Here is a 25,451-nt window from a genome sequence, read left to right on the forward strand (position 1 = left end):
TTCATCTATTGTCACAATTCTTATTATCTATTTGATTAATGATGGCCCGCTTTGCACCCTCGTGGCAAGCCCGCACTGGACGGGTGCCATGAAAGGGAGACGCATGTCGGTCGAGGCCCGCGAGGCAAGACAGCCGTGGATACTGCTTTCACCCGCCTTGGGCGCGGTGCTGCTGTTGCTCATCATTCCGCTGACATTCATCGTGGTCTATTCGTTCTGGCTGCGCTCTTCGGTGGGGGCGGATACGGTGGGCTTCTACCTCGACAACTGGCAAAAGGCGCTCAGCGACCGGTTCTATCGCGACATCCTGCTGAACACGCTGAAAATCGCGGCGATCACCACGGTTATCTGCGCGCTGATGGGCTATCCGGCGGCCTATTTCATCGCCCGGTCGCGCGGCAACAAGATGGTGCTGCTGCTGCTTTTGATGCTGCCGTTCTGGATCAGCTACATCATCCGCACGATGAGCTGGATCAACATTCTCGGCACCTCGGGCGCGCTCAACACCCTGCTTTTGTCGCTCGGGATCATCTCCGAGCCGATGCAGATGCTCTATAACGAGGCAACCGTGATCCTTGGCCTCGTGCATTTCCTGCTGCCCTTCATGGTGCTCAATGTCTATGTGAGCCTTGAGGGCATCGACACCAACCTTGAGGATGCCGCCAATTCGCTTGGCGCGACCCGGTGGCAGGCCTTTACCCAGGTCACCCTGCCGCTGTCGCTGCCCGGTCTGGCGGCGGGCGGCTTGCTGTGCTTCGTGCTGGGCGCGGGCACCTATATCACCCCGGTGATCCTTGGCGGGCCGACGGATGCGATGTTCGCCAATCTGGTGTTCGAGGCGATCATCACGCAACTCAACTGGCCGCTCGGCTCGGCGCTGTCGCTCTTGCTGCTGATGGTGCTGGGGGTGCTTGTGGCGATCTACAACCGCTATCTCGGCATGGCGCAACTGGCGAAGGGCTTGGGCTGATGGGCTGGCAGGCGATCCGCATCTGGACCGTTCTGGTCTATGGTTTCATGTTCCTGCCGGTGGCGGTGGTGGTGCTGTTGTCGTTCAACGCCAACCAGTTCGGCAGTTTCCCGATGACCGGCATGTCGCTGCGCTGGTTCGAGGCACTGTGGAACAATGACGCGGTGATGCGCGCCTTTCGCACGTCCATCGTGCTGGGGCTGATGACGGCGGTGATCTCGACCACGCTGGGCATCCTCGCAAGCCTCGCGCTGGTGCGCTACAACGTGCCGGGCCGCAACACGATCACCACGCTGCTGATCGCGCCCATCCTGGTGCCAGAGGTGGTGCTGGCAGTGGCGCTCCTGCTGTTTCTCAACTGGCTCGGCCTTGGCAAGAGCTTTGCCTTGCTGCTCGCGGGCCATGTGATCTTTACCCTGCCATTCGTGATCCTGGTGGTTCAGGCGCGGCTGGTCTCGATCAAGCGCGACGTGGAGGAGGCGGCGCTGAGCCTCGGGGCAAGCCCGGTGCAGACATTCTTTGCCGTCACCCTGCCGCTGATGCTGCCCGCCGTGGCCGCGGGCGCGCTTTTCGCCTTCACCATCAGCTTTGACGACATCACCGGCACGCTCTTCTGGAAGCCGGGCGGGGTGGAGACAGTGCCGACGCAGATATTCTCGATGCTGCGCAATTCGATCAGCCCCGAGATCAACGCGCTTGGCACGGTGATGATCGTGATGACCGTGGGCCTGCCGCTGCTCGGTGCGGCGGTGGCCCGCAAACTCGCCATGAAAGGCGGCGCCTAAGAACCGCCCCAACCCTCGACAAGGAGATATGACAATGGACAACACCAAGAGATACGAGCGCCTTCTCGACCGATACCGCAACGGCGATCTGGACCGGCGTAATTTCCTCGGCCTGATCGGCGCGGCGGGGCTGGCTTACGGCGTGCAGACGCCGTTTGCCAAATTCGCCCACGCGCAGGCGGTGAAACAGGTGCGTTTCGACGGCTGGGGCGGCGTGGTGTCGGAGGCGTTCCGCAAACACGCCTTTGACCCCTACACGGCGGCCACCGGCATTACCGTGGTCGATGGCACCTTCGCGGGTGGCGACGAGTACCTCGCGCAGGTCCGCTCCAGCCAGGAGGGGGAATACAACATCGCGCATCTGTCGGGCGTGTTCGACTATGCCCGCTATGTCAATTTCGGCCTGACGGTGGAACTCAACCTCGACAACATCCCCAACATGTTCCTGGTGATGGATGCGCTCACCAACGCGTTCCGGGGGGTGACGCCCGATTACCTCTCGGCGGTCCCCTATGATTACGGCACCACGGGGCTTGCCTATAACCGCAAGTATATCTCGGACGAGGAGATGAAGGAGAAAGGCGCGTCGATCCTCATCGACGAGGCATTGAAGGGCAAGATCGGCGGTTGGGGCGACTGGCGCACGCGCATCTGGTATGGCGCGCTCCAGACCGGGCAAGACCCGAACAACATTCAGGATATGGAGGCGGTCTGGAACGCGATCCGCAGCCACCGCGACCTGGCGCTGAAATACTGGTCCTCGGGGGCAGAGCTGATGAGCCTTCTGGCCGAAGAGGAAATCTATGTCACCGAGGGCTGGTCAGGCCGCATCGCCGCGCTGCAACAGCAGGGCCACGATATCGGCTATTACGACGCGCCGGGCAGTTTCGCCTGGCAGGAATGCCTGCATGTGCTCAAGGGCAGCCCGGTCGAGGCCTGCGAGGAACTCTTGAACTTCATGCTCGCGCCCGAGACCTCGATCGCGGTGGCCGAGGGGCAGAACTATCCGCCCGCGCTCGATGGCACCAAGGTCGATCTGGGGGCCAAGATCCCGACCCTGCCGGCCTATGACCCCACCGGCACGCTCGCCTCGCTCACCTTTGCCAATCCGACCTACTGGAACGGCCATGAGGCGGACTGGTCCGAGACCTTCAGCCGCGTGCAGCGCGGGTATTGAGCCGCCGCCGCGCCCCCGAGCCGGGGCGCGGCCCATCCTGACAGGAGGCCGCCAATGAGCGCCGTCACCCTCAACAATATCGTCAAGCGGTTCGGTGCCCTCACCGCCGTGCATCGCACCACGCTGGAAATCCCCGAAGGGGCGTTCGTCACGCTGCTCGGCCCCTCGGGCTGTGGCAAGACCACCAACCTGCGGATGATCGCCGGGCTGCTTGACCCGACCGAGGGCGAGATCCTGATCGGCGGCCGCCGCGTCAACGACGTGCCCATCCACAAGCGTAACCTGGGCCTCGTGTTCCAGAATTACGCGCTTTTCCCGCACAAGACCGTGGCCGAGAACGTGGCCTTTGGCCTCAAATACCGCGACGTGCCGAAATCCGACATCCCCGCCAAGGTGCAGGCGGCGCTGGACCTCGTGCAATTGCCCCATGTCGCCGACCGCTACCCCAAGGAGCTGTCGGGCGGGCAGCAACAGCGCATCGCGCTGGCCCGCGCCATCGTGATCGAGCCGGATGTTCTGCTCTTGGACGAGCCGCTTTCGGCGCTCGACGCCAACCTGCGCGAGGATATGCGGGTGGAGTTGAAGCGCATTCAGGAGCGTATCGGCGTCACCACCGTCTTTGTCACGCACGATCAGTCCGAGGCTCTGGCGATGTCGGACCTGATCGTGGTGATGTCCGAGGGCCGGGTGGAGCAGGTGGGCAAGCCCGAGGAGGTCTACAACACCCCCGCCTCGGAATTCGTGGCCAATTTCCTCGGCGCGTCCAACATCCTGACGGCGAAATGCACCGACCATGCCGGGGCGGTGATGCTAGAAGAATCGACCTTTGGCCGGATCAAAGTGCCTGCGGCCAAGGCTCCCAACCTCACCGGCACAGGCCCCGCCAAGCTGGTCCTGCGCGCCGAAAAGCTGCTGCTGGCCAAGGGCCCCGCCCCCGAGGGCACCATCTCGGTCCCCGCCACGGTAGAGACGGTGGATTACCAGGGCCAGGCCGTGCGCTATTTCGTGCGCGCGGGCGACGCGCAGTTGCAGGCCATCAACATGATCGACGAACACCCCTTTGCCGCGGGCGACGCGGTTCATCTGCATTTGCGCCCGCAGGATTGCGCGGCGCTTCCGGGATAATGGAATGAACGTGAAACCCTCTCATCTTTTCTACCAGGGGCGCGGGCGCAAGCCGGTGCTCGATCAGGCGCGCGGCGTTTATATGTGGGACGTGGACGGCAAGCGCTATCTTGACGGGTCAAGCGGCGCGATGGTCTGCAATATCGGCCATTCCAACGAGAACGTGCTGGAGGCGATGCGCCGCCAGATGGAGAAATCCACCTTCGGCTACCGGTTGCATTTCGAGACCGAGGCATCGGAGAAACTCGCCGCCAAGACCGCCGCCTTGTCCCCCGAGGGCCTCAACCGGGTGTTCTTTGTCTCGGGCGGGTCCGAGGCGGTGGAATCGGCGATGAAGCTGGCGCGGCAATATGCGCTGGCCACAGGCGAGGGCAGCCGCTGGAAGATCATCAGCCGCGCGCCCTCCTATCACGGCTGCACGCTGGGGGCGCTGGCGATCACCTCTTACGCGCCGCTGACAGAGCCGTTCGCGCCGATGATGCGAATGATGCCGAAAATCCCCGCGCCCCGCGCCTATCTCGACGGGCTCGATCCCGAGGATGAGGCCACCGGCCACCACTATGCCGACATGCTGGAGGCGAAGATACTGGAGGAAGGCCCCGACAGCGTGCTGGCCTTTATCGTCGAGCCGATTGGCGGGGCCTCGACCGGGGCGCTGGTGCCGCCCAAGGGATATATGGAGCGGGTGCAGGAGATTTGCCGCAAATACGGCGTGCTGCTCATTCTCGACGAGGTGATGACCGGCGCCGGGCGCACCGGCAGGTTCCTCGCCTCCGAGCATTGGAACCTCGCCCCCGATATCATCGTCATGTCCAAGGGCTTTGCCGCCGGTTACGTGCCCTTGGGCGCGATGGTGGCGCATGAGCGGCTGGTGGAGGCGGTGCTCGATGCGGGCGGGTTCGCGCATGGCTTTACCTATGCCGGCAACCCGCTGGCCTGCGCCGCCGGTCTGGCCGTGATCGACGAGATCGAGCGGCAGGATCTGGTGGGCAACGCGGCGCGCATGGGGGGGAAGCTGAAAGAGCGGCTGGAGGGCCTGATGCAGCGCTACGCCATCATCGGCGATGTGCGCGGCAAGGGGTTGCTCACGGCGTTCGAGTTCATGGCCGACCGGGGCACCAAGGCCCCCCTGCCCAAGGGGCTGCGCGCCTTTGATCGCTTCGTGCAGATCGCCTATGACAAGGGGCTGATCGTCTATTCGCGGCGCACCCGCGATGGCACCGAGGGCGATCATATCATCGTCGCCCCGCCGATGATCGCGACCGAGACGCATCTCGATGAAATCACCGAGATGCTCGATGCCTCGCTGGCAGAGTTCACCGAGGAAATCCGCCCCGCGCTGGACCGGGCCGTATAATGCGCGAGATCATCATCACCTGCGCGCTCACCGGCTCGATCCACACGCCGAGCATGTCGCCGCACCTGCCGGTGACTGCCGACGAGATCGCGCAAGCGGGGATCGGCGCGGCAGAGGCCGGCGCGGCGATCCTGCACCTGCACGCGCGCGATCCCGCGACGGGCCAGCCCTCCGCCGACCCCGCGCATTTCCGCGCCTTCCTGCCGCGCCTGAAACAGGGCTGCGACGCGGTGCTGAACCTCTCGACCGGGGGCAGCGCGGTGATGACGCTTGATGACCGCCTCGCCGCCCCGAAAGAGGCCGCGCCGGAAATGGCCTCGCTCAACATGGGCACGATGAATTTCGCCCTCTACCCGATGGCCGGGCGCATCACCGACTGGCGGCACGATTGGGAAAAGCCGTTTCTGGAGGGCTCCGACGATCTGGTGTTCAAGAACACCCCGCGCGACATCGCCCGCATCCTGACCGAGCTGGGCCAGGAGCGCGGCGCGCGGTTCGAATTCGAATGCTACGATCTGGGGCACCTCTACATGCTGCGCCATTTCGCCGACCGGGGCCTGATCGAGGCCCCCTATTTCATCCAGTTCGTGTTCGGCGTGCTGGGCGGCATGGGGCCGGACCCCGAGAACCTTACACACATGGTGCGCATCGCCGACAAGCTCTTTGGCGATGACTACATGTTTTCCGTGCTGGCGGCGGGCCGTCACCAGATGCCGATGGCGGCGCAGGCGGCGGCGATGGGCGGGCATGTGCGCGTTGGGCTGGAGGACAGCCTGACCATCGCGCGCGGCAGGCTTGCGCGCTCCAACGCCGAGCAGGTCGCCAAGGTGCGCGGCATCGTCGAGGCGATGGGCCGCGAGGTGGTGGATGCGGACGGCGCGCGCCGCCTGCTGCGCCTCAAGGGCGCGGACCGGACGGTGATCTGAGGCATGGTGACGGAGTTTCGCGCGGTCACGACAGAGGCGGATCTGGTCCTGCTGGATCGGGCCTTGCGCGCGCTGAGCCGCGATCTGGGCGACCGCCATGTGGCGGGCCTTGACGCCTTGCGCGCCGGGTTGACGGGCGACACGCCTGCGGCTTACGGGCTTTTGGCGATGGTCGATGATCTGACCGGCGCGGCGCTTTACAGCCCGGTGTTTTCCACCGCGCAGGGGGCGGCGGGGGTGTATGTCTCGGATCTGTGGGTGGATGCCGCGACGCGCGGGCAGGGGCTTGGACGCGCGGTGCTGGCCGAGGTGGCGCGACGGGCGGGCACGCTCTGGGGCGCGGAGTGGATGACGCTGGCAGTCTATGGCCACAGCACCGCCTCGCGCCGGTTCTACGAGCGGTTGGGGTTTGCGCCGCAGACGCGCGTGACGCAGATGCGCCTGCCACGGGCAGGGTTTGACAGATTGAAGGGAGAGGGCAGATGAAGGCCATTTTCGACGACCGCCAGTGGGCGCATGACCCGCAGCATTTCATGGCCAATGGCGTGATCCAGCCCAGCCCTGAACAGCCCGAGCGCATCGCGCGGCTGACCGATGGCGCGCGGGCGGCTGGGTGCGAGATCATCGCGCCCCGCGATGCCGGGCTCGGGCCGATTGCGGCGCTCCATTCGCCGGAGTATGTTACCTTCCTTCGCACGATCCACACCCGCTGGCAGCGCATCGAGGGCGGCGGGCCGGAGGTGATCCCCAACATCCATCCCGCCACGCGCGGCGACGGCTACCCGAAATCCGCCGCGGGCCAAGCGGGCTATCATCAGGCCGATACCGCCTGTCCCATCGGTGCGGGCACATGGGAGGCCGCCTATTGGTCGGCGCAGTCGGCGGTGACCGGGGCCGATCTTCTGGCCGCTGGAGAGCGCGCCGCCTATGCCCTATGCCGCCCGCCGGGGCACCATGCCTTTGGCGATCTGGCGGGGGGGTTCTGTTTCTTGAACAACGCCGCCATCGCCGCCGAACGGTTGCGTATGGTGGGGCGGCGCGCGGCGATCCTTGACGTGGACGTGCATCACGGCAACGGCACGCAGGGCATTTTCTACACCCGCGACGACGTGCTCACCGTCTCGGTCCATGCCGATCCCGAACGGTTCTATCCGTTCTTCTGGGGCCATGCCCATGAACGCGGCGAGGGGCGCGGCATCGGCTATAACCTCAACCTGCCGCTGCCGCGCAAGACCGGCGATGATGAGTATCTCAAGACGCTCGACCGCGCGCTGGAGCGGATCGAGAATTTCGGGGCCGATGCGGTGGTGGTGGCGCTTGGCCTTGACGCCTATGAGGGCGATCCGTTCCAGGGCCTTGCCATCACCACGCCGGGCTTCGGGCGCATCGGTGCGGCGATCGCGGGGCTGGGCCTGCCCACGCTCTTCGTGCAGGAGGGGGGCTATCTGTGTGACGAGTTGGGCCAGAACCTGACCGCCACGCTGACCGGCTTCGAGGGGGCAAGGCCATGACCGACATCATCGTCATCGGCGGCGGTATCGCGGGGGTGAGTGCGGCGGCGGAATGCGCCCGCGCCGGGGCCTCTGTCACGGTGCTGGAGAGCGAGCCGCAGATCGGCTATCACGCCACGGGCCGTTCGGCGGCGATCTTTATTCGCAATTACGGCAACGCCACGCTGCGCGCCCTCAACGCCGCCGCCGAGCCGATTTTCGAGCAGCCGGGAGAGATCAGCGACACACCGATCCTGAGCCCGCGCGGCGAATTGATGATCGCCTCCGAGGACGAATTGCCGGTGCTCGACGCCTATCTTGACGGGGCGTTGGGGGTGGAGCGGCTGACGGGCCGTGAGGCCGCCGCGATCGTCCCCATCCTGCGCCCCGAGCGCATCGCAGGCGCGATGATCGAACGCGCCGCGCGCGGTATCGACGTGGACCTGCTGTTGCAGGGCTACGCGCGGATGCTGCGCGCGCGCGCTGGGCGGATCGTCACCGGCGCGGCTGTAAAGGCGCTGCGCCGCGAGGCCGGGCAATGGCATGTCGAGACCGCGCAGGGCACGTTCACCGCCCCCACCGTGGTCAACGCCGCAGGCGCCTGGGCCGATGATGTGGCGGCGCTGGCCGGTCTGCCGCGTCTTGGCCTGCAACCCTATCGCCGTTCCGCCGCGATCATCCCCGCGCCCGAGGGCCACGAGACCGAGCATTGGCCGATCTTCGGCTCCATCGCCGAGACCTGGTATGCCAAGCCCGAGGCGGGCAAGCTCATGGTCTCGCCCGCCGATGAAGACCCGGTCGATCCCCACGATGCCTGGCCCGACGACATGGTGCTTGCCGAGGGTCTGCACCGGTTCGAGCAGGCGGTGACGCATGAGGTGACGCGGGTCGAGCATAGCTGGGCGGGCTTGCGCACCTTTGCCCCCGACCGCACGCCGGTGGCGGGGGCCGATCCCCGTGCGACGGGCTTTTTCTGGCTGGCGGGGCAGGGCGGCTATGGCGTGCAGACCGCGCCCGCGCTATCGCAATTGAGCGCCGCGCTCTTGAGCGGGGCCGCGCCTGTGCTCGACGCGGCCACCCGTGCCGCGCTCGCCCCCGACCGTTTTTGCTGACCCAACCGAAAGGACACATCCATGACCGAGATCACCCGCCACCACACCGGCCCGCGCATGAGCCAGATCGTCACCCATAACGGCACCGTTTATCTGGCCGGGCAGGTCGGCAATCCCGGCGACAGCGTCGCCGACCAGACCCGCACCTGCCTGGAAAAGGTCGAGGCGCTTCTGGCCGAGGCCGGATCGGACGCCACGCGCATCCTGCAATGCGTGATCTGGCTGGCCGATATGGATGATTTCGCCGAGATGAATGCCGTCTGGGATGCCTGGGTGCCCGAGGGCCACAGCCCCGTCCGCGCCTGCGGCGAGGCACGTCTCGCCACGCCCGACTACAAGGTGGAACTGATCGTCACCGCCGCGATGGGCTGAGCGGCGCGGGGGGGGGATGAGACACAGGGGCGGGGGTGGTGTGGGTATAAATACCCACCCTACGCTTGCTACTTTCTTATGCTCAAAGCGGCAAATAGCATAGGATGTACTCTAAATTTTGTTGTACTGTCGATCTGTTGTTCCGAGACAGGGCGATTGGTTTCAAAAATCCAATCCCACGGACGATCATTCCGCAGCTTTAACCCCACCGAACCTATCAAGTGTAGTCGGTAAAGCACCATTTGAGCTAACTCAATTGGCTCTAAAATAATCGATTCGTTTACGAATGACACCAAACGCAACCATATCTCATCGCTGTACAGTGCTTTGTCTTGCCCAAAAGCATCGTACAGTTGTTCAATGAACTTGGTGTGTAAAAGTTCACTTGTTTCACGATATGCGGGTCGGTCACGTAGGAGTTCAAGTAGGATGTATATTCCTGGAAATGTGCCAGACCACTCGTGCTTCAGAGTTTCCAGTCTCAAATTGGAATAATCAGCCTCTCCTTTCAAGAATGCATTTTTACTTACCGCTGATTTTCCTTCCGACGCTCGCATTGCCAGATTTATGAAGTTGATGACATCTCGTGGTCTGCGAAGAGTTCGCTCAAAGATAAAATCCCATGGGTCCGACTTCGTCGTGGGCCGTTGTTTAAATATATCTTCAAATCGAACGTTTTCAGATGAATATTTTTTACGGAACATTTCACCAATTCTTTTCTCAGCCAGATCCTTCAACTGTCCATCTGTCCAACGCATACGTATAATTAAGTCATCGTACTTTTCAAGCTGTCGCCTAGAAGACGGGGTTTCGCGAACCATTTTGACGTAAAGATCGTTTCGAAGCGCCACCACAACTTGAAAATTTCTTAGTTTCTTCAGACCCTTCAGGCTTTCAAACAACGCCTGTATTAGCTGAAATTTTATGTCTTCATCAACCCAGTGCTCGTCGAGACCATCCACCGTGATGTAGTATTTGTCTTGTCTTCCTCGCGTGAAGTCGGACAATGCTGAAATAACTGCGGGCAATTCGGATAACGTTGCATCATTTAAAAACTTTCTAGCCCTTTGTTGCAACTGAATTTTCTGCTGTGATCCAAGGCCATGAACATAGCCAGCTCTAGTAACAAATTTTCTCAACTCGCCCCCAAAATTAGCACTGAACTCCCTCTCCAATGAATCAGTTAGCTCAATAACATTTTCATCTATTGTATTCCAGAATTGTTCTTCATGATTCGCAATGAAGTTCTCAAGCTTCTCTCTCGTCTTATTGCGCGTGAGCGAGTCGTAAATTTTTGCGATCTTGTACTGGAACTGATCTTTGTCACGCGCATGAATGGCAAGCTTTATGTATTCTATGCAAAAAACATGGCGCCAAAGGGCTTGGAAAAACAAGTTCAAATCCACATTAAGAGTTTTAAGGAAGATAATGGTGTCACTATTTGCAATATGGTTCATTGCCATATCATGAACTGCCAAATCGGCAACATTGTCTTCCTGTCGATTTATCATTCGAAGAATTGCTGTCTTGCCAGCACCGGTGCTTCCAAGTAGAAAAGTTGTAGGTGAGTTGACGTCTGTTATGACATTATATGAAGGATGATCTATAAAGCATTTGAATAGAAACTCATCATCATTCTCGGCCCCATTTTGGCCGATATTCGCATCTTCATTCAGTATGATTTTGTTTACAGCCATTGCGATAGTCTACCTACTAAGCTTGATTTTAATTATACGGATATCCGTGTATTTTGTTTATCGATAACCAAAATAGGAGTCACATGCATAGTATCCTGTTGTTTTAGTGACATGCTAGTTGGGACACTTAGTAAGTGAGTCAGTCAGTCTCCCACCCTAGCTGAGTTTTCCCCCTCACAACACATACCTCGACAAATCCGCCGAGCGCATCAACGCGCCGAGGTTCTTCTCCACGAAGCCCGCATCCACCACCACGCTCTCGCCCGAGCGGTCGGGGGCGGTGAAGCTCAACTCCTCGAATACGCGCTCCATCACGGTGTAGAGCCGCCGCGCGCCGATGTTCTCAACGGATTGATTGACCTCCGCCGCGATATGGGCGAGCGCGGCGATGCCGTCCTCGGTGAAGCTGACCGTGACCTCCTCGGTGCCCATCAGCGCAGTATATTGCAGCGTCAGCGCGTTGTCGGTCTCGGTCAGGATGCGGATGAAATCGGCCTCGGTGAGCGCGCGCAGCTCGACCCGGATCGGCAGGCGGCCTTGCAGTTCGGGCAAGAGATCGGAGGGTTTGGCGATGTGGAACGCCCCGCTTGCGATAAAGAGGATATGATCGGTCCTGACCGCGCCGTGCTTGGTGGAGACGCTCGTGCCTTCGATGAGCGGCAGCAGGTCGCGCTGCACGCCCTCGCGGCTGACATCGCCGCCGCGGGCATCGGCGCGGGCGCAGACCTTGTCGATCTCGTCGAGAAAGACGATACCGTTCTGCTCCACGGCGTCGAGCGCGGTGCGGGTCACGGCCTCGTCGTCAAGCAGCTTGTCGGCCTCCTCACCGATCAGCAGGTCGTGGCTCTCGGCGACGGTGACGCGCTTGCGGGTGGTGCGGGTGCCGAATGCCTTGCCGAAAATATCGCCCAGGTTCATCATCTGGCCGCCGGGCTGGCCGGGAATCTCCATCCCGCCAAGCGGGTTGGAGGTGTCGGCCACGTCGATCTCGATCACCGTGTCGTCAAGCAGCCCGTCGCGCAGCTTGCGGCGGAACATCTCGCGGGTGGCGTCGCGGGCATCCTCGCCGGCGATGGCGGTGATGACGCGTTCCTCGGCAGCGGCCTTGGCGCGGGTGCGCACATCCTCGCGCATCCACTCGCGGGTCTGGGCGATGGCGGTATCGACAAGATCGCGGATGATCTGCTCGACATCGCGGCCGACATAGCCGACTTCGGTGAATTTTGTGGCCTCGATCTTGATGAACGGCGCGCGGGCGAGTTTGGCGAGGCGGCGGCTGATTTCGGTCTTGCCGACGCCGGTGGGGCCGATCATCAGGATATTCTTGGGATAGACCTCGTCGCGCAACTCATCGGGCAGTTGCTTGCGTCGCCAGCGATTGCGCAGCGCTACGGCCACGGCGCGCTTGGCGTCGCCTTGACCGATGATGAAGCGGTCAAGCTCCGAGACGATCTCGCGGGGGGTGAGGTCGGTCATTGAGGATTCCTTTACCGGTTTGGCGCAGAGATACGCAGTGTGCGGGGGGATTTGAAGGGGTTGAAAATTGTATATACATATCGTATATACATCAGAAGAAGCGCGATGAGGTTTTCCTGGGACGAGGGAAAGCGCAAGGCCGTTCTGGCCAAACACGGTATCGACTTCGTCGATGTGCTGCCCATGTTCGGGGGACGATTGCTGATTATTCCATCGCATCGCGAAGAACCGCGATGGCTGGCAATCGGCATGGTCGGCGGTTTGGAATATGCCGTGGTGTTCACCCGTCGCGGTGATGAGCTGCGGCTGATATCCGCGAGGAGGGCAAAGAGAAATGAGCGACGAGACTATCACGCGCATGAGCCTTGAGGAAATCCGGCACCAACAGGGGCAGACCGATTGGGAGCGCGTCCGGCGCGAGGCGGAACTGGATGCGCAGCCTGTGGATGATCCCGATTTCGACGAACCCGAGTGGGATTTTGCCCGCGCGGTCTTTGTGCGGGCGGGGGCACTCAAGCCGCAAGATTTGCCCGAGGCGAAAAAACCTGTCTCGCTGCGGCTGGACGCCGATGTGCTGGCATTCTTCAAGCGTCAGGGCAAAGGCTATCAGACGCGGATGAACGCCGTGTTGCGCGCCTATATGGAGGCCAAGACCTCTGGTCAGGGCTGAATCGTCTCCACCGTCAGGTTGCCATTGGTGTAAACGCAGATATCGGCGGCGATCGCCATGGCCTTGCGGGCAATTTCCTCGGCTGAAAGGTCGGTCTTTTCCGCCAAGCCGCGCGCGGCGGCGAGCGCGAAATTACCGCCCGAGCCGATGGCGGCCACGTCATGCTCTGGCTCGAGCACGTCGCCCGCGCCGGTGATGACGTAAAGCTGTGCGCCATCGGTGACGATCAGCATCGCCTCGAGCTTTTGCAGGTATTTGTCGGTGCGCCAGTCCTTGGCCAGATCGACGCAGGCGCGCTGCAACTGCCCCGGCGTGGCCTCAAGCTTGCTTTCTAGCCGCTCCAGCAGCGTGAACGCATCCGCCGTCGATCCGGCGAAACCGGCCACCACGTCATGACCGCCGGGCGACAGGCGGCGCACCTTGCGCGCTGAGCCCTTGATGACGGTCTGGCCAAGGCTCACCTGCCCGTCGCCCGCAACGACGACCTCGCCGCCCTTGCGCACTGCGATGATGGTGGTGCCGTGCCAGCCTGGAAATTGGTCGCTCATATGCCCTCCGGGTATCGCCCGCCCTATATGGAAGGCGTGCGCGCGCGGTGCAAGACGTTCATCCCAGCAGGTCGCGGGCGATGCGGTGAAATATCCGCGCGCCCAGCGGGATCAGGTCGTCGGGAAAGTCGTAATCGGGGTTGTGCAGCGCCGGATGATCCACACCCGCGCCGAGAAACAGCATGGCGGCGCAGGCCGTGTGACCGAACTGCCCGAAATCCTCGGAGGGGCGCATCGGCAGGCCGCGCCCGTGATGCGGCAGGCCGAGCGCGTCGAGCGCATCCGCGATGCGGCGGGTGGCCTCGGGGTGGTTTTCGCAATGGGCAAAGATGTCGTGCCAGGCGATTTCGGCCCCGAGGCCCTGCGCGCGCGCGGCCTCCGCCACCAGCGTTTCGGCCTGCGCCACGAGGGCCGCCATGCCGTCATCGGTGAGCGTGCGCAGCGTGGCGTGAAGCACCGCCTCGCCCGGCGCGATGCCAAAGGCGGGCGCGCCCATCCGGGCATGGGTGACGGTGGCGAGGGTAAAGCCGCGCGCCGCCACCGTGCCATGCGACAGCGCGGTAAGCGCGGGCATGAGCCGGGCCAGGGCCATCATCGGCGAGGTGCCGGTTTCGGGCTGCGAGGCATGGGCGGATGTGCCGGCAAGCGTGATCTCCATCCCGCGCGAGGCGCAGGCCACCGGGCCGGGGATGAGCGAGACATGGCCCAGCGGCAGGCCGGGCAGGTTGTGCAGCGCAAAGGCATAATCCGGCGCAATGGCCGCGAATCGCGGATCGGCGATCACCGCCGCCGCGCCTGCGCCGGTTTCCTCGGCGGGCTGGAAGAGCAGCACGGTGCGGCCCCGCGCAGGCCTTGCCCGCGCGAGCAGGCGCGCGAGGCCCACAACAATCGCCATATGCCCGTCATGGCCACAGAGATGCCCGGTGCCCGGCACGGTCGAGCGATGCGGGGCCGCGCCGGTCTCGGCGATGGGCAGGGCGTCCAACTCGCAGCGAAAGAGCACGGTGGGGCCCGGTGCCGTGCCCTCGTATATGGCGGCGATGCCATGCCCGCCCAGCCCGGTGAGCAGGTGATCGGGGGCGCATGGGCCAAGGGCGTCGGTGATGCGGTGGGCGGTCTCACACTCCGCCCCCGATATCTCGGGGTGGCGGTGGAGCCTGCGGCGCAGCGCGGTGAGATCGGTGATGTCGGCATGGGTGAGGGTCATGGCGCGATCATGCTTATATCGGCGCAAAAGAAAAGGGCCGCGCGTGGCGCGGCCCTTCTAAAGCGGTCTTGGCAGGTAGTCAGATGCTGTCTTCGATCCAGCTTTGCAGCGCGGCCTTGGGGGCGGCGCCGGCGCGGTTGGAGACGACCTCGCCATTCTTGAAGATGAACAGTGCCGGAATGCCGCGCACGCCCATCGCCACGGCGGAATCGGGGTTGCTGTCCACATCGACCTTGGCGACCTTGATTCGGCCTCCCATCTCGACGGCAAGCTCTTCGAGCGCGGGGCCGATCTGCTTGCAGGGGCCGCACCATTCGGCCCAGAAATCCACCACGACGGGGATATCGGAATTCTTCACCTCGGCGTCGAAGGTGGCATCGGTTACGGCGACGGTGGCCATTGGCTCTCTCCTTGTGTCTGGAACTTGAGCTGAACCTATGTAGCCCCGCCCCCGGCGTCAAGCGATGGCGGCCCGGTCAAGCGCTGCGGTCACAAGCGCGTGTGGCAGGGCCATGAGCGTGGCGGTGCGCGTCCACAAGAGCGCGGTGGCGATCTCGCGGTCGGGATAGACCTGCGCCAGCGCGTGGGCATAGGCCCCCATCTGCCGCAGCAGGCCCTCGGGCACGTCCTCGGGGCGCTCGGGCAGGGTGGCGTTGGTCTTGAAATCCACCGCAAGCACGCGGTCGGGGGCAAGGATCAGCCGGTCGATCACCCCGTGGATGCGCCGCCCGCCCAAGCGGTCGAGCGTGGCGGTGATCGGCACCTCGGCCAGCGCATCGGCGGCAAAGAGCGGTGCGAGCGAGGGCGTGCCCAGCACCTTTTCCGCCTCGGCCAGCAAGAGCGCGATTTCCGCATCCTGCGCCGCGTCCACCCCGTGGCGCAAAAGCGTGCGCGCGGCATGGGCGCGCTCGGCGGGCGGCAGCGGCGGCAGGATTTCGAGCAGGCGATGGACCTGCCGCCCCCGGCGCTTGGCGGCGGCCTCGTCAAGGCCGGTGTCGCCGGGCAGGGCAGAAGCCCCGCCAAGATCCGAGGGGCTGAGCGGCGGCAGCGCATCCACATGGGCGGGGGCATGCGCGGCAAAGAGCGGGTCGAGTGCCGTTTCGGTCTCGGGCGCGGTCCGGGCCGGATCGGGGGCCGTTTGCGGCCATGCGCCGGTGGCGAGGCGCAGGCCGGGGCCGGTGGGATGCGCGCAGTCCTCTGCGCCCGCCTGCAAGAGGCCCGCGCGCACGCGGTCATGCCACGCCGCGCCATCCTTGCCGAGATCGCCCGCCGCCGCCACGATGAGCCATGTTTCCGCCCGCGTCATGGCGACGTAAAGAAGGCGGTCGCGCTCGGCCAGTTGCGCGGCAAGGGCCGCCTCGGCGGCGCTGGCCAGCGCGCGGGGCATGTCCTCCTTGCTGCCGCGCCAGACGGGCGTGCCCGCGTGCTCTAATATCGCGGGCATCGGCGGGGCGCGCCACTGGCCGGTCTGGGGCAGGATGACCACGGGGGCCTCCAGCCCCTTGGCCCCGTGGATGGTCATCACGCGGATACGGTCTCCGGCGCTGTCCATCTGGCGCTTGATCTCCATCTCGTCGGTTTCCATCCAGACGAGGAACCCGGTGAGGCTGCTGACCGCTTGCCCCTCATAGGCCATCGCCTGGCCCAGAAGCGCGTCGATGCCGTCCTCGGCCTCGGGGCCAAGCCGGGAAAGCAGGCGGTGGCGGCCCCCGTGGCGGGTGAGCACCCGCTCGATCAGGTCATAGGGGCGCAGGAAATCGGCCTGATGGCGGAGGTCGTCGAGGATGGCAAAGGTCTCGGGATGGATGGCGCGGGCGGCGTGGACCGCATCCCACAGGGATCGGGTGCCACGAGGGGCGGCAAGCTCGAACAGCTCTGCCTCGGAAAGGCCAAAGAGCGGCGAGCGCAGGGCGGTGGCGAGCGACAGATCGTCGTCTTCGGTGGCGAGAAACGACAGCAGCGCGGCAAGATCGCGCACCGCCAATTCGCCACCCACCTTGAGCCGGTCGGCCCCGGCCACCGGCAGATCGGCGGTTTTGCAGGCGCGGATGATCTCGTGAAAGAGCCGTCCGCGAGAGCGCACGAGGATCAGCACATCGCCCGCCCGCAGCCGCCGCGCGCCGCCCGGCGCGTCATGATCGGGCAGCGCCGTGCCCGCCTCCAGCAGCCCGCGAATATGCTCGGCGATCTCTTTCGCTAGCATGACCTCGGGCGCGGTCTCGGCGGGGATATCGACGGGGTGGTGCCAAGGCGGATCTTCGGGCGCGTCGGGCTTGGCCACGGGCGGCCAGAGGTCAACACGGCCGGGCAGGGTATCGAAATAGGCGATGTGGCTTTGATCCGGCGCGAAACCGCTTTCCTCGGCCCCCGAGAGGCAGCTATCGACCGCCCGCAAAATGGCCGGAGAGGAGCGGAAGGAATAGTCGAGACGGCGTTCTTGTAGGGGCGTGCCGGTGGCCGCGAGCCGCTGGCCGAATTCGCGGCGCATCCGGTCGAATTCGCGCGCATCGGCCCCCTGAAAGGAATAGATCGACTGTTTGCGATCCCCCACCACGAAGATCGTGCGCGCCACATCGGCGCGCGCGCCCTCGCCCGAGGTGAATTCCTGCGCCAGCCGCTCGATCACCTGCCATTGCACGGGGCTGGTATCCTGCGCCTCGTCGACAAGGATATGGTCGATCCCGCCATCGAGCCGGTAGAGCACCCATGCCGCCACCGCCGGATCGGTGAGCAGGTCGCGCGCGCGCCAGATCAGATCGTCGAAATCCAAGAGGCCGCGCCGCTGTTTCGCGCTCGCATAGTGCCCGATGAAGGCGCGCGCGAAATCATGCAGCGCGCGCGTGCGCTCGATCGTGACGAGCGCAAGGCGCGCCTCGCGGGCGGTCTCGACGCGGGCCATCCATTGCTCGATCCGGTCCATCACCGGCCCGAGCGTCTCGCGCACCGCCTTGGTCGGGAAGCTGCCGATCTTGGCCGAGAACGGCTCTTTCGCGCCCGCCCCGGTGAGAAACACCCCCTCCAGCACCGGCAGCGCGTCGAAATCGAGCGCGGTGAGCGTGGCGAGTTTTTTCGCGGCCTTCACATCGTTGGTGGAGCTTGCGCGCAGCACCGGTAGCAGCGCGTCGAGAAGCCCCGCCTCATCGCCGAGAAAGAGCCCGCGCGCGATGCTGTCGCGGCTCAGCCCCTCGGGCTGGCCAAGCAGGGCGCAGAGCGTGGCATCGCTCATCTCGCGGGCAAATCCGGCCTGATGGCCGAGGATATCCTGCGCCAGCGCATCGACGCTCTCGCCGGTATGGTGGCGCGCCAGCGCGGTGAGCCTGTGCGCCTCGGGCCCGGCGGCGATCTCTTCGATGATCTCGGCGCGCAGTAGGCGGGCGGTCTGGTCGTCGATCTCGGTGAAATCCGGGGTCACGCCGGCCTCGAGCGGAAACCGCCGCAAGAGCGCCGCGCAAAACGCGTGGATCGTCTGGATGCGCAGCCCCCCCGGCGTCTCGATCGCCTGCGCGAACAGGCGGCGCGCGCGGCGCAGCACCTCGGACCCGGTCCCGCCCTCGTGGCCGAGCGTGTCGAGCGCCCGCGACAGGGCATCATCGGGCATCATCGCCCAGCGGCCCAGCGTGTCGAAGAGGCGGATCTGCATCTCGCTGGCGGCGGCCTTGGTATAGGTCAGGCACAGGATGTGCTGCGGGTTGACCCCGTCGAGCAAGAGCCGCGCCACCCGGTTGGTGAGCACGCGGGTCTTGCCCGACCCGGCATTGGCCGAGAGCCAGGTAGAGCGGTCGGGCCGCGCGGCGATGATCTGGGCGAGAGAGGCCGGGTGCAGCGCGGTCATGACCCCACCTTGATGCGGTGCGGCGGGTCGGTGATATCCCACTCGCCGTGGCGGGCAAGCTGATCGTAATCGCCGCGCGCGGCGATGTTGCGCGGGGCCCGGCGGGCGACATAGCCGGTGGCGGGATCGCGATAGGCGGCGATGAGGTCGGCCAGTTGTGACAGGATCGTGGCGGTCGGGGCCTCGTCGAGCGGGGCCTCGACCTCGGTGGGCTTGCCCCCCATGCCGATATAGGCCGCGCGCAGCACCGGCATCGGGCCAAGCCCCTCGAAATCGCCGCGTTCGACCATCGCCGCCTCGAGCAGGAGTTGCTTGTTGAAATGCGCCTGCTCCCTGGGTTTGGGCGGCTCGCCGGTCTTGTAATCATAAAGCAGCGCGCGGCCATGCGCGTCGATGTCGATGCGGTCGGCCTTGCCGGTGAGGGTGAAGGGCGGATCGGCTAGGGTCAGCGTGGCCGGGCGTTCGAGGGCCGCAGGCTGCGCCCCGTCGCGCCGCGCGATCTCGCCCGCGATGAACCATTCCGCCACCCGCTCCATCCGCGCAAGCCAGAGCGCGCGGGCCTCGGCCCAGGGCACGGTCTGGGCCAGAACCGCCTCTGTTTCCGCCATCAGCGCGGCAGGGGTGAGCCGCTCGGGATGCGCCTGCGTCGCGGTGATGAACCGCTCCAGGATGCTGTGCAGAACGGTGCCGCGCAACAGCGCGTCGGGCACCTTCATCAGCGGATCGAGCGGGCGCAGGTGCAGGATGTGGCGGGCATAGATGGCGTATGGGTCGCGGATCAGGGTCTGGATCTCGGTGACCCGGAGCTTGTCGGGGCGCAGATCAGGCGGCGGGCAGGGTGCGGGCCGGGGCGCGCGGGGCACCTCGCCCGGCGCTTCGAGGAGCGCCGCGCGGTGCAGCCACTCACGCCCCCGCGCGCGCATCGCCGCGAGCGTCTCGGGGCCGCCTTGATCGGGCAGGCCGCCAAGCAGGTTCTGCACCCGGTTGAGCCAGCGCGACACCACCGTTTGCGCATCCGCCGACCGGATCGACCGCGTGAGCCAGACCTCGCGCGCGGCGATGGCCTGCTGGAAATCATGCGCCTGAAGCCCGATCCGCCGCTCGGGCAAGAGTAACCCCGCCTGCACCCGCAGCGCGCGGTTGAGCCACGGATCGGGCGGCGGCGGATCGGGCCAGCCGCCCTCGTTGAGCCCGCCGAGGATGAGCAGGTCGGCGCCCTGCACCCGCGCCTCGAGCGTGCCCCAGATGCGGATGCGGGGATGCGGCTCCGTCGGGTCGCGCGCCTCGCGCGCGGCGAGCGTGTCATGCACCAGGCGGGTGTAGTCTTGCGGCGTCATGGCCCCGCCCGAGGGGGCCTCGGCGGCCAACTCGTCCATCGCCTTGCGCGCCTCTTCACCGGCGGCCTTGTCCCAGAGCGTGCCGCTGCCATCGGGGGCGTCGGCCCCGCGCGCGATCCGCTCGGCCAGCGCGCGATGGGCGGTGACCAGCAGGCCGAGAGGGTCGGGACCGGGACGGTCGCGCCCGATGAGGCAGGTGCAAAGCCAGTCGATCCACGGGCCAAGCTCCGGCTCTGCCTCCTGCCTCGCGGCGGCCCAGTCGCGCAGCGCGGCGGCCTCGGGATAGGGCGGGGCGTGGCGGCGCAGATGATGCTCCAGCAGCCCGGTCAGCCGCAGATGCGTGCCGCGCGCGGCCCCCTGATGGGTGAGCGGGTGCTTGAGCAGCGCCAGCAGCGCGTCGGCCCCGGTGCGGGTGGCAAAAAGATCGGCGACATGGCGCAGAAAGCGCCCCGGCGGCGACAGGTGCAGCGGCTGCCCGGCGCTGTCATCGGGCCGGATGCGCCAGCGATCGAGCGCGGCGGTGACCTGGCGGCTGAGCGTGCGATCGGGGGTGATGAGGGCGGCGGTGATGCCCTCCTCGGCGGCGGCGCGCAGGCGCATGGCGATGGCCAGCGCCTCGCGCCGCGTGTCGGGGGCCTCGACCAGGGTGACGTGCCGCATCGCCTCGGGGATATCGCTGAGGCGCGGCCCGTCGCGCAGCCATTGATCGGTAACGGGGGCCGGTCGCAGCGCCAGCGAGACCAGTCTGTTGCGCGCCGCGCAGGGCGGCGGGGCGTCGTGCCAGGGGCGGATCGCCTCGGGCGTGATCCCGGCCCCGTGGGCCAGCCGCGCAAAGCGGAATTGCGGATGGTCCTCGGAGGTCAGCGGATCGGTCAGCGTCTCCCAGACATGGGCGGGCGCGTCGAAATCGAAGCCGGGCAGCACCACCGCCCCCTGCGGCAGCCGCGCCACCGCCTGCATCAGCAGATGCGTTGCCCCGCGCGAGCCGGTGGAGCCTGCAACGATCACCGGATGGGCAGGCGGGCGCGCGGCCCATTCGGCGATCAGCGCCGTGACCACGCGGCGCTGGCGGGCCTCGGGGTCAGGCGCGTCGGGGGGGGCGTCGAAACAGGGGCGAATGATCTCGAGAAAGGTCTTGATCCGCGCCCAGTGCCCGGATTGATCGGCGACATCGAGCGCGGTGATGGTGTCCGGTGAAACCCCCTCGCCATGCATTTCGTCGATGAGCTTGGCAAGGCTGTCGGCGAGGCCGAAAACGGCGCTGCGCGGGGCGATATCGGGCGCGCGATCCAGAAGCGCCGAGACAAGCTGCGCCAGCTCAAGCTGTCTGCGCAGGCGCGGCGCGGGGGGCGGGATGCGCCCCGCCTCCCAGCTTTCGCCGAGATCGGTCAAGAGGCTCAGGCGCGGCAGCAGGCAGGGCGGACCTTCGTCGAATATCTCGGCGAGGCGGCGCGCCATGCGACGGGTGTTGACGATGATCTGCACCCGCGCCAGCGCCTCGGGCGGGGCGTGGCCCAGCCGCGCGCGCAGCCCGTCGATGAGCGCGCGGGGGAAATCCACCCCCGGTGCGAGGCCAAAGAGGCGCGGGGCGGGATCAGTCTCGAACATGGCCCTGCCCCAGCATCTCCTCGGCGCGTGCGATACCGTCCGGGTGGCCGACATCGCACCAATGGCCGGGATAGACCGCGCCAAAAAGCCGCCCCTCGGCGGCGAGCCTGTCCCAGGCGAGGTTGAGCGAAAAGGCGGTTTCGGGGATATTCTTGAGGCAGGCCGGGTCGATGATCTGCACCCCGGAAAAGACAAGCCCCGGCCCGCGCGCAAGGCGGCCCTCGTCACCTGCCGTGAAATCGCCCGGTCCGGCATGGCCGTGGGCGCGTTCGGGCGGCAGGCACAGGAGCAGTGCGCCCATGCGCGCGGCGTCCCAGAGCGGCGCGAGGTGCAAGAGCGGGTTGGGGCCGCGCCAGATCGCGTCGGAATTCATCGTCAGCACCGCGCCCGCCCCGAGAAGCGGCAGCGCCGCGCGGAAGCCTCCCCCGGTATCGAGGATATCGGGCTGCTCGTGCGATAGCAGGACGCCGCCGCCGCGCCCCGCGAGATGCGCCGCGAGTTGGTCGGCCCGGTAATGCAGGTTCACCACGATGCGCGGCGGGGCATAGGCGCGCACGAGATCAAGCGCGTGGTCGATGAGCGCGCGCCCGGCCACTTCGATCAGCGGCTTGGGGCGGTCGCGGGTGAGCGCGCCCATGCGGGTGCCGAAGCCTGCGGCAAAGATCATCACCGGAAGGCTCATGCCGCGCGGCCCGCCCTGAGCCGCGACAAGAGGGCAGGCGTGGGCGGCGGCAGCGCCTCGGCCACCAGCGCCGCGAGGGGGGCGAGCGCGGGGTGGCGCAGATCGGTTTGCAGATGCGCCCAGACGCGGGGGATGAGACCCAGGTAATGCGGCTTGCCGTCGCGCAGGCAGAGCCGCGCAAAGACGCCGAGAATGCGCAGGTTGCGTTGCGCGCCAAGCCAGTGAAACGCGGTGGTGAATGTGTCGGCATCCACGCCGGTGGCCGCGATGTAATGCGCCAGCATCGCGCCGGCGGTGGCGGGCGCGACATCGCGGCGCGCGTCCTGCAACAGCGAGACCAGATCATAGGCAGGGTGGCCGCGCATCGCGTCCTGGAAATCGAGCAGGCCGACGCGGGCCACGCCCCTGCGCTCGGGCAGCCAGAGGAGGTTCTCGGCGTGGTAATCGCGCTGGATCAGCACGGTGTCGGTGCCGGGCAGGGCGGCAAGATGCGTCTCTATTGTCGTCTTTAATGGCTGGCGCAGCGGGGTGCCGTCATCCCCGGTCGCGCCCCGGCGATACCAGTCGAGCGCGAGGCACGCGAGATCGGCCATGAGCGGCGGGCTGTAGGGCGCAAGGCCCGTGGGCGGCGCGTGGCGGTGCAACTCCACCAGCAGGTCGGTGGCGGCGCGGTAAAGCTCGGGTTCCTTTGCCGGTGCCGCCTCGAGGATGCGGGCATAGAGCGCATCGCCAAGGTCTTCGAGCAGCAGGAGGCCCGCCTGCGTATCTTCGGCGAGGATCGCGGGGGCCGAGAAGCCAAGCCCGCGCAGGTGGTGTGCGATCGCCGTGAATGGGCGCACGTCCTCGCCGCGCTCGGGCGGGGCGTCCATCAGCACCGCGCGCGCGCCATCGGCCTGCGTGAGGCGCAGGTAGCGCCGGTTGGAAGCGTCGCCCGCCAGCGGCGCGCGTGTGGCCGCGCCCCAGCCGCTGGCGTCAAGAAAGCGGTCGATCAGGGGGGCTCTGTCAGGCATTGGCCGCCTCCGTTTGCCGCAGCCGGGGTGTCCAGCGCGGATCGGACCAGCGCAGCGTGAGGTGGCGCGTCTCGGGCGCGGTGGCGTGGGCGAAATCGAGGTGGAGCGCGGCCTCGGGCGCAAGATCGCCAAGCCGGTCAGGCCATTCGACAAGGGCGATGGCGGCATCAAACGCCTCGGTCAGGCCAAGCTCGATGATCTCGGCGGGATCGCAGAGCCGGTAGAGATCGGCGTGCCATATCTCGGTGGCGGGGCCGGGATAGGTTTGCACCAGCGTGTAGGTGGGCGAGGGCACCTCTTCACCGGGCGAGGTGAGCGCGCGAATCAGGCAGCGGGCAAAATGGGTCTTGCCCGCGCCGACCGGGCCCGACAGCAGCAGCACATCGCCCGCCCCGAGGGTGGGGGCAATGGTTTGCGCCAGCGCGCAGGTGGCGTCGGGGCTGGTGAGGCGGAGGCGGCGGGTGGTCTCGGGCATGGGCCAAGACTACACGGCCCGCCCGCGCCTGCAAGCGCGATGCGCTCAGGCCGGGAGCGTAGCACCTGATATCTCGGCGGGCGTTTCGGCAGGCACGGGGCGCAGCGACAGCATCATCTGCCCTTGCCCGAGCGGCACGAGGCTGAGCGCCAGCGCGCGGTCTGCGTCGCGCGCAATCTGCCCGGTCAACGCCTGCGTCGGGCCGCGATCCTCCAGACGGGCGGCAACCTCGTGCCAGAGCGCGGCATCGGGAAAGCGTGTGCGGCAGCATTCGATGAGGTCGGGCAGCGGCAGGCCCGCCTCGCGCGCGGCGGGGTCGAGCCGCGCGAGGGTGGCGAAGCGGCGGTTGCAAAACACCAGCCCGGCGTCGAACGACAGCACGGCGATGGCCTCACCCACCCGGTCGAGCGCCGCGATAAGAATGTCACGCTCGGCGCGCTGGTGGCGGGTGGCCGATATTTCCTCGGAAATATCCTCGATCAGAAAGGCCACCGCGCCGTCGGGATGCGGCCGCCCGGTGATGCGGTAGGTGCGCCCGGTCACAAGGCTCCAGACCTCGCGATACTGGCCGCCGCGGGCCTCGTGGATCATGGTGTGGATCTGGCCGCGCCAGCTTGCATAGTTCTTGGGCTCCGGCATCACATGCCGGTCGCGCAGCATGTCAAAGAAGCAAAAGATATCAGGCCGCCCGCTGAGCATCACCGGATCAAGCCCGGTAAGATCGGCCAGCGCCGGGTTGAACATGGCCAGCGTGTGAGCGCGATCGAACACTGCAAGCCCGGTGGGCAAATCGGCAAAGCTGCGCCCCAGCGTCTGGATGAAGTCGCGGCGCGTTTCCTCGGCGCGCACGAGCGGGGTGACATCGGTGGCAAAGATCAGCGTGCCGTCGGTGTCCTCATGGGTGGCAAGATCGAACCAACGCGCGGGATCCTCAAGCGCAACCCGCCCTGCGCCCGTCAGAAGCCGCGCCCGGTGCGCTGGCGGCAAGGCGCTGGCGGCGGCGTTTTCCCAAGCGATCCGCCCGGTCGGATCGCGCAGCCAGACCGGCACCGGCACATGCAGCAGCGCGGTGCTCTGCGCATTGGCCTCGGCAAGGCGAGCAAGCAGCGCGTGGCGCGCGGCGGGATCGGTGGTGAGCGGGTCGCGCAGGGTGACGTGCGTGCGTGCGCCGGAGGTGTCGATGTCGAGCGTGGCGGGGTCGGTTTCGGGGGAGGCACTGGCGATCGTTTGCCTGCCCTCTGCCGGACGGTCCGGCAGGGCAAAGCGCGGCGCGAACCAGCGGGCGAGGTGCGACCAATCATCCCCGGCCCCGTCCGGCGGGGCGGGCGGGTCGAAATCGCCGGCATCATGGTCGATGAGCGCGCCGTCGCGCAGCAGAAAGCTGGTCGTGACCGGGGGCGCGGGGGATGCAGGAGAGGTAGGGTGCGAATGCGGCCGCGCCCCCACAATCCAGAGCACCGCGACCGAGAGCGCCAGCGCCAGTGCCGCCAGAACCGCCATATCCGCCAAACCCATCGCCGCCATCCGCCTGCTCCGCTGTCATGCGCCATCATCGTGACGCAAACAGGTTAAGGCGCGCTTAACAGCGATCCGGT

23 protein-coding genes are annotated in these 25,451 nt (G+C 66.1%); 12 read left to right on the plus strand and 11 right to left on the minus strand.

Annotated elements, in window-relative coordinates:
• Positions 1 to 88: 88 nt before the first annotated feature.
• From ABIE58_RS11525 to ABIE58_RS11570, 10 genes are read left to right on the plus strand one after another with little or no spacing between them, the layout of a single operon-like run.
• Positions 89 to 970 carry an ABC transporter permease gene (locus ABIE58_RS11525; RefSeq protein ID WP_354544867.1) on the plus strand — a complete coding sequence of 294 codons (882 nt, stop codon included), beginning with the start codon at positions 89 to 91 and terminating at the stop codon, positions 968 to 970.
• Positions 970 to 1,755, plus strand: coding sequence for an ABC transporter permease (locus ABIE58_RS11530; RefSeq protein ID WP_354544868.1), 786 nt, complete (start codon positions 970 to 972; stop codon positions 1,753 to 1,755). Before ABIE58_RS11525 ends, ABIE58_RS11530 begins: the two co-directional genes overlap by 1 nt.
• A 34-nt stretch (positions 1,756 to 1,789) precedes the next feature.
• Positions 1,790 to 2,932 carry an ABC transporter substrate-binding protein gene (locus ABIE58_RS11535; RefSeq protein WP_354544869.1) on the plus strand — a complete coding sequence of 381 codons (1,143 nt, stop codon included), beginning with the start codon at positions 1,790 to 1,792 and terminating at the stop codon, positions 2,930 to 2,932.
• A gap of 54 nt (positions 2,933 to 2,986) precedes the next feature.
• Positions 2,987 to 4,057 (plus strand): ABC transporter ATP-binding protein, encoded by a 1,071-nt coding sequence (locus tag ABIE58_RS11540; protein WP_354544870.1) that lies wholly within the window; start codon positions 2,987 to 2,989, stop codon positions 4,055 to 4,057.
• 4 nt (positions 4,058 to 4,061) lie between these two features.
• Positions 4,062 to 5,414, plus strand: a complete 1,353-nt coding sequence (locus tag ABIE58_RS11545) for an aminotransferase family protein (RefSeq protein ID WP_354544871.1) — start codon at positions 4,062 to 4,064, stop codon at positions 5,412 to 5,414.
• On the plus strand, positions 5,414 to 6,340 hold the full coding sequence (gene kce, locus ABIE58_RS11550) for a 3,5-dioxohexanoate:acetyl-CoA acetone transferase (protein WP_354544872.1): 927 nt from the start codon (positions 5,414 to 5,416) through the stop codon (positions 6,338 to 6,340). The genes ABIE58_RS11545 and kce overlap by 1 nt, the downstream gene beginning before the upstream one ends.
• A 3-nt stretch (positions 6,341 to 6,343) precedes the next feature.
• Positions 6,344 to 6,826: a GNAT family N-acetyltransferase gene (locus tag ABIE58_RS11555; RefSeq protein ID WP_354544873.1), complete on the plus strand. Its 483-nt coding sequence runs from the start codon at positions 6,344 to 6,346 to the stop codon at positions 6,824 to 6,826.
• On the plus strand, positions 6,823 to 7,851 hold the full coding sequence (locus tag ABIE58_RS11560) for a histone deacetylase family protein (protein WP_354544874.1): 1,029 nt from the start codon (positions 6,823 to 6,825) through the stop codon (positions 7,849 to 7,851). Before ABIE58_RS11555 ends, ABIE58_RS11560 begins: the two co-directional genes overlap by 4 nt.
• Positions 7,848 to 8,942 carry an NAD(P)/FAD-dependent oxidoreductase gene (locus tag ABIE58_RS11565; protein ID WP_354544875.1) on the plus strand — a complete coding sequence of 365 codons (1,095 nt, stop codon included), beginning with the start codon at positions 7,848 to 7,850 and terminating at the stop codon, positions 8,940 to 8,942. The genes ABIE58_RS11560 and ABIE58_RS11565 overlap by 4 nt, the downstream gene beginning before the upstream one ends.
• 21 nt (positions 8,943 to 8,963) lie before the next feature.
• On the plus strand, positions 8,964 to 9,314 hold the full coding sequence (locus ABIE58_RS11570) for a RidA family protein (RefSeq protein WP_354544876.1): 351 nt from the start codon (positions 8,964 to 8,966) through the stop codon (positions 9,312 to 9,314).
• A gap of 68 nt (positions 9,315 to 9,382) precedes the next feature.
• On the opposite strand, the gene ABIE58_RS11575 is transcribed toward ABIE58_RS11570, so the two are convergent.
• A complete protein-coding gene (locus ABIE58_RS11575; protein WP_354544877.1) occupies positions 9,383 to 11,011 on the minus strand; it encodes a P-loop ATPase, Sll1717 family in 1,629 nt (542 codons plus the stop codon).
• A gap of 174 nt (positions 11,012 to 11,185) precedes the next feature.
• Positions 11,186 to 12,487, minus strand: a complete 1,302-nt coding sequence (gene hslU, locus ABIE58_RS11580; RefSeq protein WP_354544878.1) for an ATP-dependent protease ATPase subunit HslU — start codon at positions 12,485 to 12,487, stop codon at positions 11,186 to 11,188.
• Positions 12,488 to 12,592: 105 nt separating this feature from the next.
• Here hslU and ABIE58_RS11585 point away from each other — a divergent pair, with 105 nt between their 5' ends.
• Both ABIE58_RS11585 and ABIE58_RS11590 read left to right on the plus strand, forming a co-directional pair.
• Complete coding sequence (locus ABIE58_RS11585) at positions 12,593 to 12,856, plus strand: BrnT family toxin (RefSeq protein WP_354544879.1); 264 nt, start codon at positions 12,593 to 12,595, stop codon at positions 12,854 to 12,856.
• Positions 12,822 to 13,157 (plus strand): BrnA antitoxin family protein, encoded by a 336-nt coding sequence (locus ABIE58_RS11590; protein ID WP_354544880.1) that lies wholly within the window; start codon positions 12,822 to 12,824, stop codon positions 13,155 to 13,157. The genes ABIE58_RS11585 and ABIE58_RS11590 overlap by 35 nt, the downstream gene beginning before the upstream one ends.
• On the opposite strand, the gene hslV is transcribed toward ABIE58_RS11590, so the two are convergent.
• The 9 genes from hslV to ABIE58_RS11635 form a co-directional block, all read right to left on the minus strand.
• On the minus strand, positions 13,148 to 13,705 hold the full coding sequence (gene hslV, locus ABIE58_RS11595; protein WP_354544881.1) for an ATP-dependent protease subunit HslV: 558 nt from the start codon (positions 13,703 to 13,705) through the stop codon (positions 13,148 to 13,150). The two genes, ABIE58_RS11590 and hslV, sit on opposite strands and share 10 nt — an antisense overlap.
• Positions 13,706 to 13,763: 58 nt before the next feature.
• Entirely contained in the window at positions 13,764 to 14,912 is a 1,149-nt protein-coding gene (locus ABIE58_RS11600; protein ID WP_354544882.1) for an amidohydrolase, read from the minus strand.
• A 79-nt stretch (positions 14,913 to 14,991) separates the two neighbouring features.
• Positions 14,992 to 15,312 (minus strand): thioredoxin, encoded by a 321-nt coding sequence (gene trxA, locus ABIE58_RS11605; RefSeq protein WP_354544883.1) that lies wholly within the window; start codon positions 15,310 to 15,312, stop codon positions 14,992 to 14,994.
• Positions 15,313 to 15,369: 57 nt separating this feature from the next.
• Positions 15,370 to 18,744 (minus strand): double-strand break repair helicase AddA, encoded by a 3,375-nt coding sequence (gene addA / locus ABIE58_RS11610; RefSeq protein WP_354544884.1) that lies wholly within the window; start codon positions 18,742 to 18,744, stop codon positions 15,370 to 15,372.
• Entirely contained in the window at positions 18,741 to 21,689 is a 2,949-nt protein-coding gene (gene addB / locus ABIE58_RS11615) for a double-strand break repair protein AddB (RefSeq protein WP_354544885.1), read from the minus strand. The genes addA and addB overlap by 4 nt, the downstream gene beginning before the upstream one ends.
• Positions 21,676 to 22,371 (minus strand): nucleotidyltransferase family protein, encoded by a 696-nt coding sequence (locus tag ABIE58_RS11620; protein WP_354544886.1) that lies wholly within the window; start codon positions 22,369 to 22,371, stop codon positions 21,676 to 21,678. Before ABIE58_RS11620 ends, addB begins: the two co-directional genes overlap by 14 nt.
• A complete protein-coding gene (locus tag ABIE58_RS11625; RefSeq protein WP_354544887.1) occupies positions 22,368 to 23,381 on the minus strand; it encodes an aminoglycoside phosphotransferase family protein in 1,014 nt (337 codons plus the stop codon). Before ABIE58_RS11625 ends, ABIE58_RS11620 begins: the two co-directional genes overlap by 4 nt.
• Entirely contained in the window at positions 23,374 to 23,856 is a 483-nt protein-coding gene (tsaE, locus tag ABIE58_RS11630) for a tRNA (adenosine(37)-N6)-threonylcarbamoyltransferase complex ATPase subunit type 1 TsaE (RefSeq protein ID WP_354544888.1), read from the minus strand. The genes ABIE58_RS11625 and tsaE overlap by 8 nt, the downstream gene beginning before the upstream one ends.
• 45 nt (positions 23,857 to 23,901) lie before the next feature.
• The gene (locus ABIE58_RS11635) at positions 23,902 to 25,380 is read right to left on the minus strand and encodes a PAS-domain containing protein (protein ID WP_354544889.1); all 1,479 of its coding nucleotides are present in this window, start codon (positions 25,378 to 25,380) and stop codon (positions 23,902 to 23,904) included.
• Positions 25,381 to 25,451 lie beyond the last annotated feature (71 nt).

Source organism: Roseovarius sp. MBR-78 (assembly GCF_040547535.1).
GTDB lineage: Bacteria > Pseudomonadota > Alphaproteobacteria > Rhodobacterales > Rhodobacteraceae > Roseovarius.